The sequence below is a fragment of the Flavobacterium flavigenum genome (assembly GCF_027111255.2).
Taxonomy (GTDB): Bacteria; Bacteroidota; Bacteroidia; order Flavobacteriales; family Flavobacteriaceae; genus Flavobacterium; species Flavobacterium flavigenum.
Genome location: NZ_CP114285.2, coordinates 359,635 through 376,952 on the forward strand (window position 1 = coordinate 359,635; position 17,318 = coordinate 376,952).

Genomic DNA, 17,318 nt, shown 5'->3' on the forward strand with positions numbered 1-17,318 from the left:
TATAGTTCAAAATATATGCCATTTAAAAAGGATTAACTTTACTAATAAAGTTAATCCTCATGATATCAGTAGTTTTAAAGTTTTTTTAAATAAACTGCTTTACCATTCAATGAAACTTCAATTTCGTTTTTTTGTTCATTGAAAGTCGTTCTTAAAGCATTTCCTTTAAACACTGAAACATCGCCGTAAATCTTTCCGGTTTCCGGTGATACATATTCGAATAATAATTTTTTATTGTCAGGCTCAATTCCTAATTTATAGCTTGAAAATTTAGTGCCTTTTAAATCGAATTGTTGCTGTGAATCAATGATTTTTCCATCTGCATAAAAATTTGTGATGGACTTGTTAAGTGTAATATCCGGATAATATTCATTTACCTTTTTAAGAAGTTCGTATTGTGATGCGCTCACTTCTTCAATTTTTGATGAAATGGTCTGTGCAAATGAAATTGTACTAAAAATAAGAGCTAATAATAGTGTGAATTTTTTCATAATTTAATTTTTTAATTAGTGTGACAATGTTTTCTCTATTTTACATAATTCCCGTATTTTGGAATAAATGTTATTATTTGAGATATAAGGTACTAAATATTTACCTTTGCATGAAATTAAAAGCGATATTTTAAGAAAATGACAACAAAAAAATACATTAAACTCATACTTATTCTTGGATCTATGACTGCACTTGGTCCTTTTTCAATAGATATGTATCTCCCAGGGTTTTCAGGAATTGCTGCAGATTTACATACTAGTGTAGCAAAAGTTTCAATGAGTCTGTCAAGTTATTTTATTGGTATTTCTGCAGGTCAGTTGCTTTATGGTCCTTTATTAGATCGTTTTGGGAGAAAGAAACCTTTATTTTTTGGTTTACTCGTTTATATTTTAGCTTCTTTAGGCTGTGTATATGTAGCAAATATTGATACTTTCATATTTCTGCGATTTATTCAGGCAGTTGGAAGTTGTGCAGCAACGGTTGCTTCTGTTGCCATGGTCAGGGATTTATTTCCTGTAAAGGATATTCCGAAAGTTTTTTCTCTACTCATGCTTGTTCTTGGTCTTTCGCCAATGCTGGCACCAACTATTGGTGGTTACATAACTGAAGACTACGGCTGGCATATAGTGTTTTTGATCTTAATGTGTATGGGAATTGCTATTCTTATAGCTTCACAAATTGGTCTTCCGAACACTTACAAACCTGACACTTCGATTTCGTTAAAACCTAAGCCAATCATTTTAAATTTTTTAAAAGTAGTCAAAAATCCACAGTTTTTTACTTATGCTTTTACAGGTGCAATTGCTTTTTCAGGATTATTTTCATACGTGGCGGCCTCCCCGATTATTTTTATGGATATCTATCATGTCGATGCTAAGACATATGGATGGATTTTTGCTTTTATGTCAGTAAGTTTTATTGGTTCGAGTCAGTTGAACTCCGTTTTATTAAAGAAATTTTCCAGTGAACAGATGATATTTAGCGCACTAATTACACAGTCATTAATAAGTATTGTTTTTCTGATTCTTTCCTGGAATAACCTTATAGGATTATATGGAACTATTGGAATGTTGTTTTTGTTTTTAGGATGTCTTGGAATTTCTAATCCTAATACCGCCGGACTTACATTAGCCCCATTTGCTAAAAATGCCGGAAGTGCCTCTGCATTGATGGGAGCCATTCAGCTTGGTTTAGGAGCTCTGGCTTCTTTTGCCGTGGGTAGTTTTGTTAAAGATTCTGTTATTCCAATGGTAGTAATTATGACATCGACTACTATTTTAGCATTTATTATTCTAAATATAGGGATACGCTTCATCAAAGAAAAAATAGAAGTATCTTCTGAAGATGAAATTACGATTGGCCATTAATTATTTAAATATAATCATATATCAAAAAACCGGAATTAAAAAAATTCCGGTTTTTTTTATGGCTGTTTTTTATCTGGTCTGATGATCATTCTAAGTGATTGATCTCTTGCAAAATAAGCGACCATCCAATTGTAAAAAGTATTTATTCTGTTCCTGTAAGTGATTAATGAAATTAAATGAACAAATAGCCAAATAAACCAGGCAAAAAATCCTTTAAAATGCCATTTTGGTTTTGGTAAATCAACCACGGCTTTGTTTTTTCCAATAATTGCCATTGACCCTTTGTCCTTGTAAATAAAAGGTTTAAGTGGTTTATTCTCAAAAGTAGCTTTAAAATTTTTAGCGAGGTTAATTCCTTGTTGTATGGCAACCTGTGCAACCTGAGGATGTCCATTAGGAAAATTTTTATCTGTAGTTAAAATAGCGGTATCGCCAATCGCATATATATTTTCCGTAGCATTTACTTTATTAAATGAATCCGTTGCCATTCTTCTTCCCCGTCCATAACTTTCAGCTGGCATTCCTTCAAAAATCTTAGCAGTAACACCGGCAGCCCATATTAAATTTTTGGTTTTAATCGTTTCTCCGTTTTCAAAATATACGGTGTCGTCTACGTAATCTGTTACCTTACTGTTCAGTTTAACAACGACACCTAATTTTGTAAGTGCTTCTAAGGTGTCTTTTTGAGAAGCTTCGCTCATTGGCGCAAGCAGTGCATCTCCACCATCAACTAAATAAACATTACTGGCAGTGGTATCTAATTCCGGATACTCTTTTAATAAAATATTTTTTCGCATTTCTGCAAACATACCTGAAACCTCTACTCCTGTTGGTCCCCCACCGGCTACAACAATTGTCAGTAATTTGCGTCGTTTACGGATTTCTTTGCAAATAGCTGCTTTTTCGAGATTTTTAAGCAATGTATTTCGCATTACGATGGCATCGTTTAAGGTTTTCATCGGAATAGCATTTTTCATAACATTCTCCATACCGAAATAGCTGGTTTCAGCACCTGTAGCAAAAACCAGATGATCATATGATAATTCGCCATTATTCAAAACTACCTTATTTTCAGCTGGAACGACTGATAGTAATTCCCCTAAACGGAATTGGAGATTCTTTTTTCCGGCAAAAAATTTCCTAAACGGATAACTGATGCTTGAAGGTTCTAAAAAAGCTGTAGCAACCTGATATATAAGGGGTGGAAAAAAATTATAATTATTCTTATCTACAAGTGTTACCTGTATTTGAGGATGATTTAGAAGTTCTTTTGCCAGATTTAATCCTGCAAAGCCCCCTCCAATGATGACTATATTCATAATGTTTTGTATTTAAGACTTTTGCGTAAAAACTATTTTGTTTGCATTACTTTATAAATTTAACACTAAATAATTTCAAGTACAAACTCATCTTCGAAATTTATTTTGAATAATTACTGCAAGGTAATAGTATTAATTTTGTTCTAATTGTTTAATTGCAACTTCATCATGATATCCGTCTGAACGTCATTCCCTAGTTTAAAAATATGTTTGTCAAATTCTATAAAGCCATTTTTTGTGTAAAAACGTATTGCTTTTTTATTTTCTTCCCAAACGCCGAGCCATATGTATTTTGAATTTTGTTGTCTGGCTCTTTCTATAGCTTTTTCATAAAGTAATTGACCCACATTTTTTCCATGAAATTCTTTTGTGACATAAATGCGTTCAATTTCCAGGGCATTACTATCTTTTAATTCGGTTTGCGCCTCTCCAAAATTTATTTTTAAGTAACCAATTACCTTGTTTTCTAAAATTGCAAAATAGAATTCAGAGTTTTCATTTATAAGCTCTGTTGTTATTTTTTCGTTGGAAAATGCTTTTTCAAGATAATTTTTCATGTCTTCCTCAGAATTTGATTCTGAAAATGTTTCCCGAAAAGTCTGTTTGCTGATTTCCTGAAGCTGATTAATTTCTTTCAGTGAAATTTTTTTTATATCAATATTGCTCATCACTAATTTTTAGAGTTGATTTATTTTTTGAACTTCTTATTAGATTTTTCAGTTATTTCAACTTTGTTTTGTAAAACGTAGTTTGCCAGTAATTTTTCAATTAGTTCCTCTTTTGTAAGATGATGAAAAACAGTTTTGACCTTTGCTTTTAAATCACTTGAAATTTCGTGATTTGGTTTTGTTTTAAAAATTTGTTTTGCCCAAAGCAAAGTATTGTTTTCTTCAAGGCTAATGGCTGAGGGTTTTTTGAATTCATTAAATTTCAAGCCTAATTCTCTTTCAAAATCTGCAATTTCAACAACTTCTTCCTGCTGCAAAACAGTTAACGAAAGTCCCTTTGCTCCTGCCCTTGCTGTTCTTCCACTTCGATGAACATAATTTTCGTAAGTATCAGGCAAATGATAATTTACTACATATGAGATTTCTTTTACATCTATTCCTCTGGCAGCCAAATCCGTTGCTACTAAAATATTGATATGTCCTTCACGAAACTGCTCCATAATTCTGTCACGAATTCCCTGTGACAAACTACCGTGAAGTGCTCCTGAAGAAAAACGGTTTATAGCCAGATTTTTAGCCAGTTTGTTTACGGCAGCTTTCGTTTTACAGAAAATGATTCCGCGTTCTCCTTCTTTTGAGTTTAAAAAATGCATCAAAACATCTAATTTTTCAATAGGATCAACTACAATGTATTCGTGATCTATTCCCTGGTTGCCAACTGTTTCCATATCGGCACTAATCTGAACTACATTTTTGTTTAAGTAATTCTGAATTAGCTGTTTGATTGTTCCGGGTAAAGTTGCGGAAAACAATATAGTGCGGTGTTTTTTTGGAAGTTCAGCAATGATTTCATCTAAACTTTCTTTTAGAATCGCGACCATTTCGTCTGCTTCATCTAAAATCAAATATTGGGTTTGTCGCAAGTCGATTGCCTTGCGCTGAATTAAATCTATTAAACGTCCCGGAGTTGCCACAACAACATGTGTTGGATTTTTAAGTCGTTCGATTTGAGGCTTTATCGGGATTCCACCACAAACAGATGCAATAGAAATAGTTGGAATGTGCTTTGCGAAATCTTCCAGATTCTTGAAAATCTGCTGTCCAAGTTCTCTGGTTGGTGCTAAAATAACAGCCTGAACAACCGGGGATTCAGTATTTACTGATTGTAATATTGGTAATCCGAAAGAAGCTGTTTTTCCAGTTCCTGTTTTGGCTAAGCCAACCAGATCATGTGTTTCAGATAACAGTAACGGAATTGTTTTTTGCTGAATTTCGGTTGGCTCAACAATGTTCAGTTCACTTAGTGCTTTTAAAATTGGTACTGAAATTCCTAATGATGCAAATTGCTTAGACATTGTTTTTATTTTTAAATTTTGAATTATCCACTTAAATAAGTGGATTTAAATTGTTCTTTTGAGATAATTAATATCTTATAAAAACTAAAGCCCTAGCCCTGATGGAAACGGCATCCTTTTATGCCGGGGTTCGGCATAAAAGATATAGTGTACAGCAGGAAAGAGCTTCTTAATAAACGAAATAATAATTTTAAAGTTGGATTGATTCCCCGATTTTGAGAAGCATCAAATCTTTTCCTTTATCAAAGAATTTACGGATCGATTCTTCGTGATTAATTTCGATGTAACCAAATGTATCGTAGTGATAGCCGAGAATTTTGTCGCATTCTATAAAATCAGAAGCGATAATAGCATCATCAATATCCATTGTAAAATTATCTCCGACTGGCAAAATAGCCAAATCCAGTTTTGTTCTCAAAGGAATCAGTTTCATATCCATTGTTAGTGCTGTATCTCCGGCGATGTAGATGTTTTTATGTTCGCTTTCAATTACAAAACCTCCGGGATTTCCTCCATACGTGCCATCAGGAAAAGAACTTGAGTGAATAGCACTAACATATTTCACCTTTCCAAAATCGAATTTCCAGCTTCCTCCATGGTTCATAGGATGTGCTTTTAAACCTAATTTTGCATAATAACTTGCGATTTCGGCATTTGAAACGATGGTCGCTTCTGTTCGATTTGCAATAGCTTCAACATCGAGAACGTGATCGCCATGCGCATGGGTAAGCAAAATATAATCTGCTTTTAATGTATTTATATCAATTGCAGATGCTAATGGATTTCCTGTAATAAAAGGATCAACGATTATATGCTTTCCTCCTACTTCAATTCCTAAAGATGCGTGGCCAAAATATGTGATTTTCATTTGATAAAATTTTAAAGTGAAATAATTATCTTCCTCCTAAAAATAGATTTACAATAATGTCTGAAATCAATGAAATCATACAAACTGTTAATAAAATGGAAAGTAAAAAAGTACTCAGTGCAAGCTTTTTTAATTCCGGATCTAAGAGCTTAGGATTCTGATTTTTATAAACGGTAATTAAATGTTTAGTTAAAGGAATATAAGCCAGCAAAAAGAGATACTGATCGAATCTGTAATGACTTAAAACAGCAAAAATAACCACTAAAAGCATAGCGGTAACAATCAATGAAAAGTGATAAATCTTGGCGTTTTTTCCTCCTATCTGAACTACAATTGTATTTTTTCCGGATTTTCTGTCTGACTCTTCATCACGCATATTGTTCAGGTTTAAAACCCCAACACTTAATAAACCAATTGAAATAGCGGGTAAAATCAAAAGCGGATCAACTTCTTTAGTATGCAGAAAATTAACACCCAGAGTACTCACAAGCCCAAAGAAAACAAAAACAAATACGTCTCCAAACCCTTTGTAGCCATATGCAGAATTGCCAACTGTATATCGAATTGCAGAAGCAATAGCTGTGATTCCGAGTACTAAAAAGAAGATAGAATATCCAAAATTATTTTCTCCAAAAGCAAAATATATCAGAATAATGGCAGATAAAAGTGTTAATAATGAAGTTATTATAATTGCTTTTTTCATTGCCTGTGGTGTAATTACGCCACTCTGGATAGCTCTTTGGGGACCAACCCTGTCAGCATTATCAGTTCCTTTTACCCCATCACCATAATCATTTGCAAAGTTGGATAAAACCTGGAGTCCAAGTGTTGTTAAAAGGGCAAAGCCAAAAACTTTCCAGCTAAAAACTTCTGTAGGTGTATTTACAGTTTCTGTTGGGTTAGATAAAGCATAAATGCTTCCTACTATAATTCCGGAAACCGATAAAGGTAATGTGCGCAATCTGGCGGCTTCAATCCAATGTTTCATTATTCTTGTTTAGTTAAAATTTTATTTCAGGTGTCAAGTTTAGGTTTAGCAGCTTGAAACCTGAAACTTGAAACTTTTTTTTATGGCAACCATTTATTTTCACCAAAATTCGGCTTTCTTTTCTCTAAAAAGGCATTTCTTCCTTCTTTAGCCTCTTCGGTCATATAAGCAAGTCGAGTGGCTTCGCCTGCAAATACCTGCTGTCCAACCATTCCGTCATCTGTCAGGTTCATGGCAAATTTTAGCATTTTTATAGAAGTTGGGGATTTTTGAAGGATTTCCTGTGCCCATTCGTATGCTGTTGCCTCGAGTTCATCATGAGGAATGACTGCATTTACCATTCCCATTTCGAAAGCTTCCTGGGCAGAATAATTTCTTCCTAAAAAGAAAATCTCACGTGCCTTCTTCTGACCTACCATTTTTGCCAGGTAAGCTGATCCATATCCACCATCAAAGCTGGTTACATCAGCATCTGTTTGCTTAAAAATAGCGTGTTCTTTACTTGCCAGTGTCATGTCGCAGACAACATGTAAGCTATGTCCGCCTCCAACTGCCCAGCCTGGTACAACTGCAATTACAACTTTTGGCATAAAACGAATTAATCGCTGCACTTCAAGAATATTTAAACGGTGTTGCCCATCATCTCCCACATAGCCTTGGTGCCCGCGTGCATTTTGATCTCCCCCACTGCAAAAAGAATATATGCCATCTTTTGTTGACGGACCTTCGGCAGATAGCAAAACTACTCCTATTGAAGTATCTTCCTGTGCATCGTAAAAAGCCTGATACAACTCTGATGTTGTTTTTGGGCGAAAAGCATTCCTCACATTCGGTCTGTTAAAAGCTATTCGTGCAACTCCGTTACATTTTTTATAGGTGATATCTTCGAATTCTCTGGCAGTTATCCAATCCATTTTATGTTTATTTTGTTTTAAATAATTATAGTGTAAAAATAAATCATTTTTACATCTTTACCTACTCAATTCTTTGTTAGTACTTTTTTTGAACAATATCCCATGACATTTTAATAGTAGTAAAATAAAAATAACACTTTTTAACACTTACTTTTGAAAAAAAATAATTAATTTTACAGCCTAGAAATCAATAAGATACATTTTTTTATTGATTTATAGATTGATTTCTTTTCACTGATTTATTAACCTAAAAAATGACTTTTTTTGAGAAAAATTAAAAAAATTGTCGCTCATTTTTTTATGGTTTTTAATTATAAGACTAAAAACAATGAGCAAATGATTTATTCATATGTTTCAACTTCAAGAAAAAAATAGTAACACCGAAGGTTAAATAGTAGAATTGTTATTTCAATTTATCAAAGAGATTACGATAGATGAGAATTAAAATTGAAAACTTTCTAAAAATATATTAAAAAACCAAAGGGTAAGCCGTGAAATTGATTGATTGTTGTTGAATAGATGAATCAATTGTTTAAAAGACATACGTTAAAAAAGTAAATCTTAAAATTCGTAAAATTTTTACTTTTAAAAATTATTTTATTTCTGTTTTTTTTTAATTACAATTTTTTAAAACTAGAATAAAAAGAGGAAGGCTATTCGTAAAGGATAGCCTTTCTTGTTATTTATTATAAAGTATTTTCTAAGACTTTAGCTGTACTTTTTTTAGCTGATAAATTTTTAATAACTAAGCGTTTTCTATAAGCTTGTTTATATTTAGATTAATAAATATTGTTTCTTAGCATTTTTGAACCTGAGAAAATGTTTCTGGCACCTGACTTATTTTAAGAAAGTAAAAAATATTCGTTTTTATTTTATTCACTACCAATGAATTAAAAAATAACTTAAAATTAAGTTCAATTTTTGTTTGCAAACATCAAAAACGTTCCTATATTTGCAACCGCTTAGAACAACAAAGCGCATCAATGCTGAGATCGGGGAGATACTCAAGCGGCCAACGAGGGCAGACTGTAAATCTGCTGTGTGAACTTCGCAGGTTCGAATCCTGCTCTCCCCACGGAAAGGCCAAAAAGGCGGAAAACTTAAAGTTTTCAATCTTTTCAAAAAGCCTTAAAAAATGTCTTAAAGCCAGTAAATCCGATGATTTACTGGCTTTTTTGCTTTATGTCCTGTTTTCAATATTTATAAATGCTCACAAAATAAAAGGTGCAGAATCGGTGCACTTTTCGGCGCACAGAAAAGTGCACCAGAAATAGCAAAAACCCCTTACTTTATAGGGGTTAACGAGATTAACGACTTGATTTTAAAGTGATATTATTCTACATTTATTAATTTAAAAAGTAGGATTACGTTGGAAAGCAGTTTTGGTTTGGGATTCTTTTTAAAAAGACCCAAAATAGAAAGTAAAGAATGGATCGTATATTTCAGAATAACTGTTGACGGTATCCGCAAGGAAAGTTCAACTAAGAGAAGATGGGATAATACACGGTGGGATCAAAGGTTCGAAAGAGCAGTCGGCTCAAAGGAAGATGCAAAGTCGCTGAACTTCTTTTTGGATTCGCTGACTTTAAAAATCAATGTGGAAAAACCGGTCAATTTGACCACCTAATTCCGGAGTAAATTGACCACCCGTTCCGGAGCAAACTGACCCCCTAATTCCGGAGCAAATTGACCACCAAGTTTTGTGGTGAATTAAGTATTAAAAACTATTGATTTTTTCATGTTGTTAGAACCATACATTCGTTAAAAATTTACGGATTATGGCAAACAAAATAACAGACATGAGTAAAATTAGAAAAGTAATTAAATTCTATTGTAATGGAAAGAGTAAGTTATTTATAAGTAGCTACTTATCCCTTTCAAGAAATACGGTAAAGAAATATATTTCTTTATTTGAAGTTCTCGAATTAAGCTTTGAATTAATCGACCAAAAAACCGATGCAGAGCTGGAACTTTTATTCTCCCAGACTAGTGTAGAGGCCATTAGCCCGAGATTACAGACACTTTATGATTTTTTTCCTAAAATGGAACGTGAACTAAAAAAAGTTGGCGTTACCGTACAGCATATGTGGGAACAATATATTGCTGTAAATCCTGATGGTTATCGAACTTCACAATTTCATTATCATTACAATATATGGGGCAAACGAGTTAATCCGGTCATGCATATGAACCATAAGGCTGGTGATAAAATGTATGTTGATTATGCCGGAAAGACACTCTCAATTATTGATATAGATACTGGAGAAGTCAAAGAAGTACAATTTTTTGTAGCAATATTGGGCGCTAGCCAATACACGTATGCTGAAGCTTCCATGAGCCAGCAAAAGGAATACTTTGTTGACTCGGTAGAAAATGCCATGCGCTTTTTTGAAGGCACTCCTGTCGCCATTGTTCCAGATAATTTAAAATCTGCCGTAATAAAAAGCAGTCGTTTTGAACCGACAATCAATGAAACCCTGGCTGATTTAGCAGAACATTACGAAACCACAATTTTACCTGCCAGAGCTTACAGACCCAGAGACAAATCATTAGTTGAAGGAGCTGTTAAGATATTATATCGAAGGATTTATGTAACCATAAAAGAAACTAAGTTCTTTTCTCTGGAAGAATTAAACCAGCAGATCTGGGATTTACTTGACTCTCACAATAACAGAAAACTAACAGGACGCCCTTATTCCCGTTTTGAATTATTTTTAGAAGACGAGAAAGAAAAACTGCGTCCACTCCCACAAGATCGTTTTGAAATTAAATACCAGTCTTTTGCAACAGTAATGCAAAACGGTCATGTTCAATTAAGCCAGGACAAAAACTATTACAGCGTTCCGTATCAATATGTAAAGAAGAAAGCCAAGCTGTTATATACCAAATCAACGGTAGAGATTTATTATAAATACAATCGAATAGCTGTACATCCAAGAAACTACAAACCTTATGTCTATACAACAACTCCTGAGCATTTAGCCAGTACACATCAATTTGTAGCCCAATGGAGTGCTGCCCGCTTCATTGAATGGGCTAATAATATTGATGAGTCAGTAGGAGAATATATAATGCAGATAATCGAAAGCAGAAATCATCCAGAACAGGCTTATAAAAGCTGTTTAGGAATACTGAATTTTGAAAAAAAGGTAGGCAGACAGCGATTAATAAATGCCTGCAGGCGGGCACTTGATTTTAAAATTTACAATTTTAAGACCATACAAAACATTTTAGAAAACAACTTGGATCATATTGATTTTGATCAAGAACCTGAGCAGGAACTTCCCGATCACAGTAACATAAGAGGAAAACACTATTATAACTAAATTAAATCTTGAAAAAATGAATGAATCCACAGTAACCAAAATGAAACAAATGAAGCTTTATGGCATGTTTAATGCTTTTAAAACAGCCATTGAAAGCGGGAAAACAGATCATTATACCCTTGACCAGTTTGTATCGATGATTATTGATGCAGAATGGGATGAAAGGTACAATCGTCGTATTGAACGAAGTATCACTAATGCCAAATTCCATTACAAATCAAATATTGAAAGTATCAATTTTGATGTATCACGTAACCTGGACCGAAACATGGTACTGCGTCTGGCAGAATGCGAATTTATAGAGAAAAACGAAAACATTTTAATCACTGGAAGCACCGGTGTCGGTAAAAGTTATTTAGGTACTGCATTAGGTTATCAAGCCTGTATACAGGGTTTTAAGGTAAGTTATTTTAATACCTCAAAATTGTTCGCTAGACTAAAAATGGCTAAAGCAGATGGTACTTATCTACGGGAACTTACCAAAATACAAAGACAGGATGTTATAATACTTGATGATTTTGGACTTCAGGCACTTGACAGCCATAACCGAATTACTCTTTTGGAGATCATAGAGGACAGGCATAATAACGGCTCTATAATCGTGACATCACAAATACCAGTTCAAGGCTGGTATGATATAATTGGAGAAAAAACGATAGCCGATGCAATATTAGACAGACTTATACACCAATCTCATAGGCTTGAATTACATGGAGAATCCATGAGAAAGAAAAGAGGAATAAACAAAGAGTGATATTTTATTATATTTGAATACTAATTAACAGATGAAAAAATATAGTTTTTAATCAAAACGGAGGTGCTCACTTTGCACCGGAATTAGGTGGTCATTTTGAACTGGAATCAGGTGCTCACTTTAAAACGGAATGGGGTGATCAATATAACCGGAATTTGCAATACATCTCCAATCAAGTTTTTTTACGATAACAATGGCGCTATCTACCATTTTAGTCCGTTTTTTATTTTTATCTAATTACTTCCCGCCCCAGTTTTTAAAAATCGTAAAGGAATTTTCTTAAAAAAATAAAACAATCGGTTGTTTTTTTAAGAATATTTATCGTTAAATTAGCAGTAAAAACCTACTTATAAGAAGGTTATTTACTAACTATTAAAAACCATAAGTTATGAAAAGATTTCGAAAATTACTTTTTCTGTTTTTAGTGTTTATTCCTCTAATGGAATTATTTGCATGGCCGGGAATGCCATTACCTCCGCTACATATTGAAGGCAAAAATTTAAAGGATCCCTGCGGAAAAAATGTTTTACTGCATGGCGTTGCCATAACACCCAGTCCCTGGTTTAATGGCTGCTCGTATAATCAGTGCCGTTGGGACAATTATAATGTCCAGGGTTGTCTAAATTATAATAATGCTGTTATGGATGCACTCACAAATACAAATAACGGATGGAAATTAAATTATATAAGACTTCATATTGATCCTTACTGGACCAATACACCTGGCTGTTCTGCAGGCGAAAACAACATTTCATGTTTTAACTACAATAGACTGGTAACTTATGTAGATCAGGTTATAATTCCTTTAATCAATCATGCAAGAAGCAGAGGTCTCTATGTTGTACTTCGTCCTCCAGGAGTTTGTCCTGAACGAATTGCTTTTGGAGACAACTACCACAATTACTTAAGAACTGTATGGCAGTATTTATCCAACCATCCAAATTTAAAGAATGTGGATAATGTTATGTTTGAATTAGCCAATGAGCCTATACAAATACTCGGAACAAATGGAAATTGGGGGGCTACTGGCGATGAGCATTTTGCCGCTTTACATAATTTCTTCCAGGATTTAGTAAATAGAATTAGAGCTAATGGTGCCAATAATGTTTGCTGGATACCAGGAACAGGATATCAGTCTCATTACCAAGGATATCCAAATCATTTAATAACAGGAGGAAATATAGGCTATGCTGTGCATGTTTATCCAGGATATTGGGGGGCAAATGCAGAAAATGCCACCAGTTTTAATAATGCCTGGAATGCCAATGTACAACCGATTGCTAATGTAGCACCTATTATGATAACCGAAACAGATTGGTCTCCTTCTGGCGATCAAACATGGGGTCAGGGAACGACAAGCGGTTTTGGTCTGAATTTGAAAGGAAGGATTGATGCCACAGGAAATTGCAGTTGGAATTTACTTGCTCCTGAAGGATTGATAACAAACGGAGATCCCTATAATGTTACAACCGCTTTCAACAACAGTTGGGAATCTTGCGCTGCACCTGTTAAGCAATGGTTCTCTGAATATGCAAACAATAATATACCCTCGCAAAGCTGCAACACTCTAATAAACAATGCTGTTTATGAAATTGAATTTAAAACAAACTCAAATAAAGTCCTGGATCTTAAATATGGAACTAATGCAAATGGTACTGTAATTCGTCCTTGGGATAAATCAGGAGCTACAGCACAGCAATGGATTGCTGTTGATGCAGGTAACGGCTATTGGCGTTTTAAATCAAACGCGAGTTCAACAGGACGTGTAATAGATCTCGAGAGTGCAGACCCAACAAATGGTAAATCGATAAGACTTTGGGATAGTTATAATAATGATGCTCAAAAATGGCTGGTAACAGATGTTGGCAATGGCTATTATAGTATAAAATCTGCTGTTAATACATCAAAAGGCTGGGATATATCAAATTGCAATATGGACGGTACAGCAAACCTTCAGCTTTGGGAATATTACGGAACTTCATGTCAATTATTTAAGTTCAATAAAGTAGGAACTACTACTGCAAAAACTGCAATTGAGAAAAATACCGCAGCAGATAATATAGAAATTGACACGAATGTCAAAATATATCCTAATCCAGCAACTGGAGGAGAGTTTAACGTATATTTATCTTCACAATCAGACGAAAATTATTCTTTAGCACTGTACTCAGTTAATGGCGAACAATTATATGAAACAAAAAATCTAAAATCTAATACTAATGAACTCATTAGAGCAAAACTTACAAAGGGTTTATATTTTGTGACGATATATCAAAATTCAGGTACAACTACCAAAAAAATATTAATTGAATAGTCTGTTAAATTAAAAGATATAATTTTTAAGATTATTATAATTACTTATATTATATAAATTTTAACCCTTACTGAATTAAGTAAGGGTTAAATATTAAATCATACTAATTTTTATATTTTAGAGTTTGTAACAAATCCATTTGAATGCAGGTTTCCAAAACAAAATAAGGTTTCCCAGATACTGCTTCTTATTACTGATTGTCATTGCAGCTGGTCAGGAGAAAAAATATAAACCTGATTTGCTTTTATGACTTTTTTTTGAAGCACATCTTTTTTACTTAAGGGCATCATTCTATATAATTTGCTTCGGCTATTTACTCATAATTATCAATCATTCTGCGCTGCAGTTCGACATCTGTTTTTTGTGTCATAACACGATGTTTTTTTTAAGCTGTAGCATCATTTTGCGTTTCTTCTAATAACAGATAACATTAATTAAAATAAAGCCCCATTATCATCAAACTAAAAAACTTGCCTCTTTTAAGCCTTTAAACAACAACAAATTCAATTGATGATCAGAATTTCAAATCAATCGTATCTAAGTATATAAAGAGAAATTATCTGTTTTTATTCATTACAATATTACAAAAAAGATTATTTAACTTATAAATAAATCATATGCAGTATAATTACCTTATTAATTACAAGTATTTGAATTATTAATCTTTTATTTTAAAATTTGCAGTACAAATAACTACTCTGAATTTAATAGTAGCAATCGTATTAGCAGATTCAGGAATAAACAAAAAGAAAGATATGGAAAATATAGGTAATACAATTAAGTCTGATTTTGCATTCAAGCTCGAGAGCACTTGTTTAGATGAAAACTATCACCCCTCAAGCCAAACGCGTCTGACAACCAATTTTGCAAACCTGGCCAGAGGAGAAAATCGTCAGCAGAACTTGCGCAATGCCTTAAATATGATTAACAATCGATTCAATGCATTGGCTCAATTGGATAATCCTAAAGCAGACCGTTATCTTGTAGAACTTGAAATCATCACGGTAACAATGAGTATTGATGATAAGAATCGTATTAACAATCTCCCATTGATTGAAGTTTTAAAAACGAATATTTTTGACCGCAAGACTAACCAGCGTATCGAAGGTGTCGCCGGAAATAATTTTTCTTCTTATGTCCGTGATTATGATTTCAGTATTTTATTGATCGAGCACAATAAAAATAAACCTGATTTTTGTATTCCTGAAAATTTTGGTGACCTGCACGGAAAACTTTACAAATGCTTTGTGAATTCAGCTACTTATAAAGAGTACTTTAAGATGTCACCGATAATCTGTCTAAGTGTATCCGGCAACAAAACGTATACTCGTACTGAGTATCAGCATCCGGTTCTGGGTTTTGAATATCTGCAAAATGAGTACTCTATCACTGATGAATATTTCTCTAAAATGGGTTTAAAAGTTCGTTTTTTCATGCCGCCGAACAGTGTGGCACCGATGGCTTTTTACCATTCCGGAGATCTGCTTGCTGATTATACTGATCTTGGACTAATCAGCTCAATCAGTACGATGGAGACTTTCCAGAAGATTTATCGCCCTGAAATTTACAATTCAAATTCAGCGGCCGGGAAAATCTACCAGCCTAGTCTTAAACACGAAGATTATTCACTCACCCGAGTCGATTATGACCGCGAAGAGCGCAGCCGACTGGCTGTCGAACAGGGTAAATATGCAGAAGAGCATTTTATTAAGCCTTACAAAAGTGTCTTAGAGCAGTGGTCTGCCCATTTTGATCTTTAATTATTACAACACATTAAAATTATTTCATTATGAAGAAATTAGTACCTACTTCAATTGTGGGAAGTTTACCCAAACCTGCCTGGCTTGCGCCACCCGAAAAACTTTGGTCACCCTGGAAATTAGAAGGAGATCAGTTAATTGAAGGAAAACAGGATGCTTTACGCATTTCTTTGCAGGAACAGCAATTGGCAGGCGTGGATATAATTAGTGATGGTGAGCAGACACGCCAGCATTTCGTAACCACTTTTATCGAACATTTAAGCGGTGTAGATTTTGAAAATCGTAAAATTGTAAAAATTCGTGACCGTTACGATGCAAGTGTTCCTGTTGTTGTGGGTGAAGTTGCACGTCAAAAAGCTGTTTTTGTTGAAGATGTTAAGTTTTTACGTAAACTGACAGATCAACCTATAAAATGGGCATTGCCTGGTCCGATGACAATGGTAGATACCTTATACGATGACCATTACAAAAGCCGGGAAAAACTGGCATGGGAATTTGCGAAATTGCTGAATGAAGAAGCAAGAGAACTTCAGGATGCTGGTGTAGACATTATCCAGTTTGATGAACCGGCATTTAATGTGTTCTTTGATGAAGTAAACGATTGGGGAATGGCTGCATTAGAACGAGCAATTGAAGGTCTAAAATGCCAGACTGCTGTGCATATCTGCTACGGTTACGGAATACAAGCTAATAATGACTGGAAAAAGACCTTGGGTTCAGAATGGCGCCAGTACGAGGAAATTTTCCCTAAAATCCAGAAATCAAAAATTGATATTGTATCATTAGAATGCCACAACTCTCGTGTGCCCTTTAATTTAATTGAACTGGTTCGAGGTAAAAAAGTAATGGTCGGTGCAATTGATGTGGCAACCAACACTATTGAAACAGCGGAAGAAGTTGCTGATACGCTGCGTAAAACTCTTGAGTTTGTAGCTATCGAAAATCTTTATCCTTCGACAAACTGCGGTATGGCTCCTTTATCCCGAAATGTAGCAAGAGGTAAATTAAGTGCTTTAAGTGCAGGGGCAGAAATTATACGCAAGGAATTTGGGATTTAATTCCAATTATAAGATGCTTCCTTGAATTAAAGTTGCAAGAAGCCCATCCAAAATTTACTTTTAATATTAAAAATCAGATATAGTTTACTGCTGTAAAATTACTTGTCTAATCCTTGATCGAAAAGGATTAGACAA

Annotated in this window: 14 protein-coding genes and 1 tRNA gene; 8 read left to right on the top strand and 7 right to left on the bottom strand. The window is 34.1% G+C overall.

Annotated elements, in window-relative coordinates; genetic code table 11:
* Positions 1-74: 74 nt before the first annotated feature.
* Positions 75-491: a hypothetical protein gene (locus OZP09_RS01220; RefSeq protein ID WP_269236109.1), complete on the bottom strand. Its 417-nt coding sequence runs from the start codon at positions 489-491 to the stop codon at positions 75-77.
* A gap of 138 nt (positions 492-629) precedes the next feature.
* Here OZP09_RS01220 and OZP09_RS01225 point away from each other — a divergent pair, with 138 nt between their 5' ends.
* Positions 630-1,859 carry a multidrug effflux MFS transporter gene (locus tag OZP09_RS01225; RefSeq protein WP_269236110.1) on the top strand — a complete coding sequence of 410 codons (1,230 nt, stop codon included), beginning with the start codon at positions 630-632 and terminating at the stop codon, positions 1,857-1,859.
* A 56-nt stretch (positions 1,860-1,915) separates the two neighbouring features.
* Here the strand turns inward: OZP09_RS01225 and OZP09_RS01230 are convergent, their stop codons facing one another.
* The 6 genes from OZP09_RS01230 to OZP09_RS01255 form a co-directional block, all read right to left on the bottom strand.
* Positions 1,916-3,178: an NAD(P)/FAD-dependent oxidoreductase gene (locus OZP09_RS01230; protein ID WP_269236111.1), complete on the bottom strand. Its 1,263-nt coding sequence runs from the start codon at positions 3,176-3,178 to the stop codon at positions 1,916-1,918.
* 143 nt (positions 3,179-3,321) lie between these two features.
* Positions 3,322-3,846 carry a GNAT family N-acetyltransferase gene (locus OZP09_RS01235; protein ID WP_269236112.1) on the bottom strand — a complete coding sequence of 175 codons (525 nt, stop codon included), beginning with the start codon at positions 3,844-3,846 and terminating at the stop codon, positions 3,322-3,324.
* 20 nt (positions 3,847-3,866) lie between these two features.
* Positions 3,867-5,201: a DEAD/DEAH box helicase gene (locus OZP09_RS01240; protein WP_281310135.1), complete on the bottom strand. Its 1,335-nt coding sequence runs from the start codon at positions 5,199-5,201 to the stop codon at positions 3,867-3,869.
* Positions 5,202-5,391: 190 nt separating this feature from the next.
* A complete protein-coding gene (locus OZP09_RS01245) occupies positions 5,392-6,069 on the bottom strand; it encodes a metal-dependent hydrolase (protein ID WP_269236114.1) in 678 nt (225 codons plus the stop codon).
* 25 nt (positions 6,070-6,094) lie between these two features.
* Positions 6,095-7,057, bottom strand: a complete 963-nt coding sequence (gene menA, locus OZP09_RS01250; protein ID WP_281310136.1) for a 1,4-dihydroxy-2-naphthoate octaprenyltransferase — start codon at positions 7,055-7,057, stop codon at positions 6,095-6,097.
* Between the two features lie 80 nt (positions 7,058-7,137).
* The gene (locus OZP09_RS01255; protein ID WP_111376371.1) at positions 7,138-7,971 is read right to left on the bottom strand and encodes a 1,4-dihydroxy-2-naphthoyl-CoA synthase; all 834 of its coding nucleotides are present in this window, start codon (positions 7,969-7,971) and stop codon (positions 7,138-7,140) included.
* A 994-nt stretch (positions 7,972-8,965) separates the two neighbouring features.
* On the opposite strand from OZP09_RS01255, the gene OZP09_RS01260 reads away from it, so the two are divergent.
* The 7 genes from OZP09_RS01260 (at position 8,966) to OZP09_RS01285 (ending at position 17,183) form a co-directional block, all read left to right on the top strand.
* Positions 8,966-9,046, top strand: a tRNA-Tyr gene (locus tag OZP09_RS01260).
* 312 nt (positions 9,047-9,358) lie between these two features.
* Positions 9,359-9,598, top strand: coding sequence for an Arm DNA-binding domain-containing protein (locus OZP09_RS22570; RefSeq protein ID WP_349293632.1), 240 nt, complete (start codon positions 9,359-9,361; stop codon positions 9,596-9,598).
* 151 nt (positions 9,599-9,749) lie between these two features.
* Positions 9,750-11,297, top strand: a complete 1,548-nt coding sequence (gene istA, locus OZP09_RS01265) for an IS21 family transposase (RefSeq protein ID WP_269236116.1) — start codon at positions 9,750-9,752, stop codon at positions 11,295-11,297.
* A gap of 16 nt (positions 11,298-11,313) precedes the next feature.
* Positions 11,314-12,051 carry an IS21-like element helper ATPase IstB gene (gene istB / locus OZP09_RS01270; RefSeq protein ID WP_056251131.1) on the top strand — a complete coding sequence of 246 codons (738 nt, stop codon included), beginning with the start codon at positions 11,314-11,316 and terminating at the stop codon, positions 12,049-12,051.
* Between the two features lie 388 nt (positions 12,052-12,439).
* Positions 12,440-14,365: an RICIN domain-containing protein gene (locus tag OZP09_RS01275; protein WP_281310137.1), complete on the top strand. Its 1,926-nt coding sequence runs from the start codon at positions 12,440-12,442 to the stop codon at positions 14,363-14,365.
* A gap of 755 nt (positions 14,366-15,120) precedes the next feature.
* Positions 15,121-16,125, top strand: coding sequence for a DUF1852 domain-containing protein (locus tag OZP09_RS01280; protein ID WP_269236118.1), 1,005 nt, complete (start codon positions 15,121-15,123; stop codon positions 16,123-16,125).
* A gap of 29 nt (positions 16,126-16,154) precedes the next feature.
* On the top strand, positions 16,155-17,183 hold the full coding sequence (locus OZP09_RS01285) for a methionine synthase (protein WP_281310138.1): 1,029 nt from the start codon (positions 16,155-16,157) through the stop codon (positions 17,181-17,183).
* Positions 17,184-17,318 lie beyond the last annotated feature (135 nt).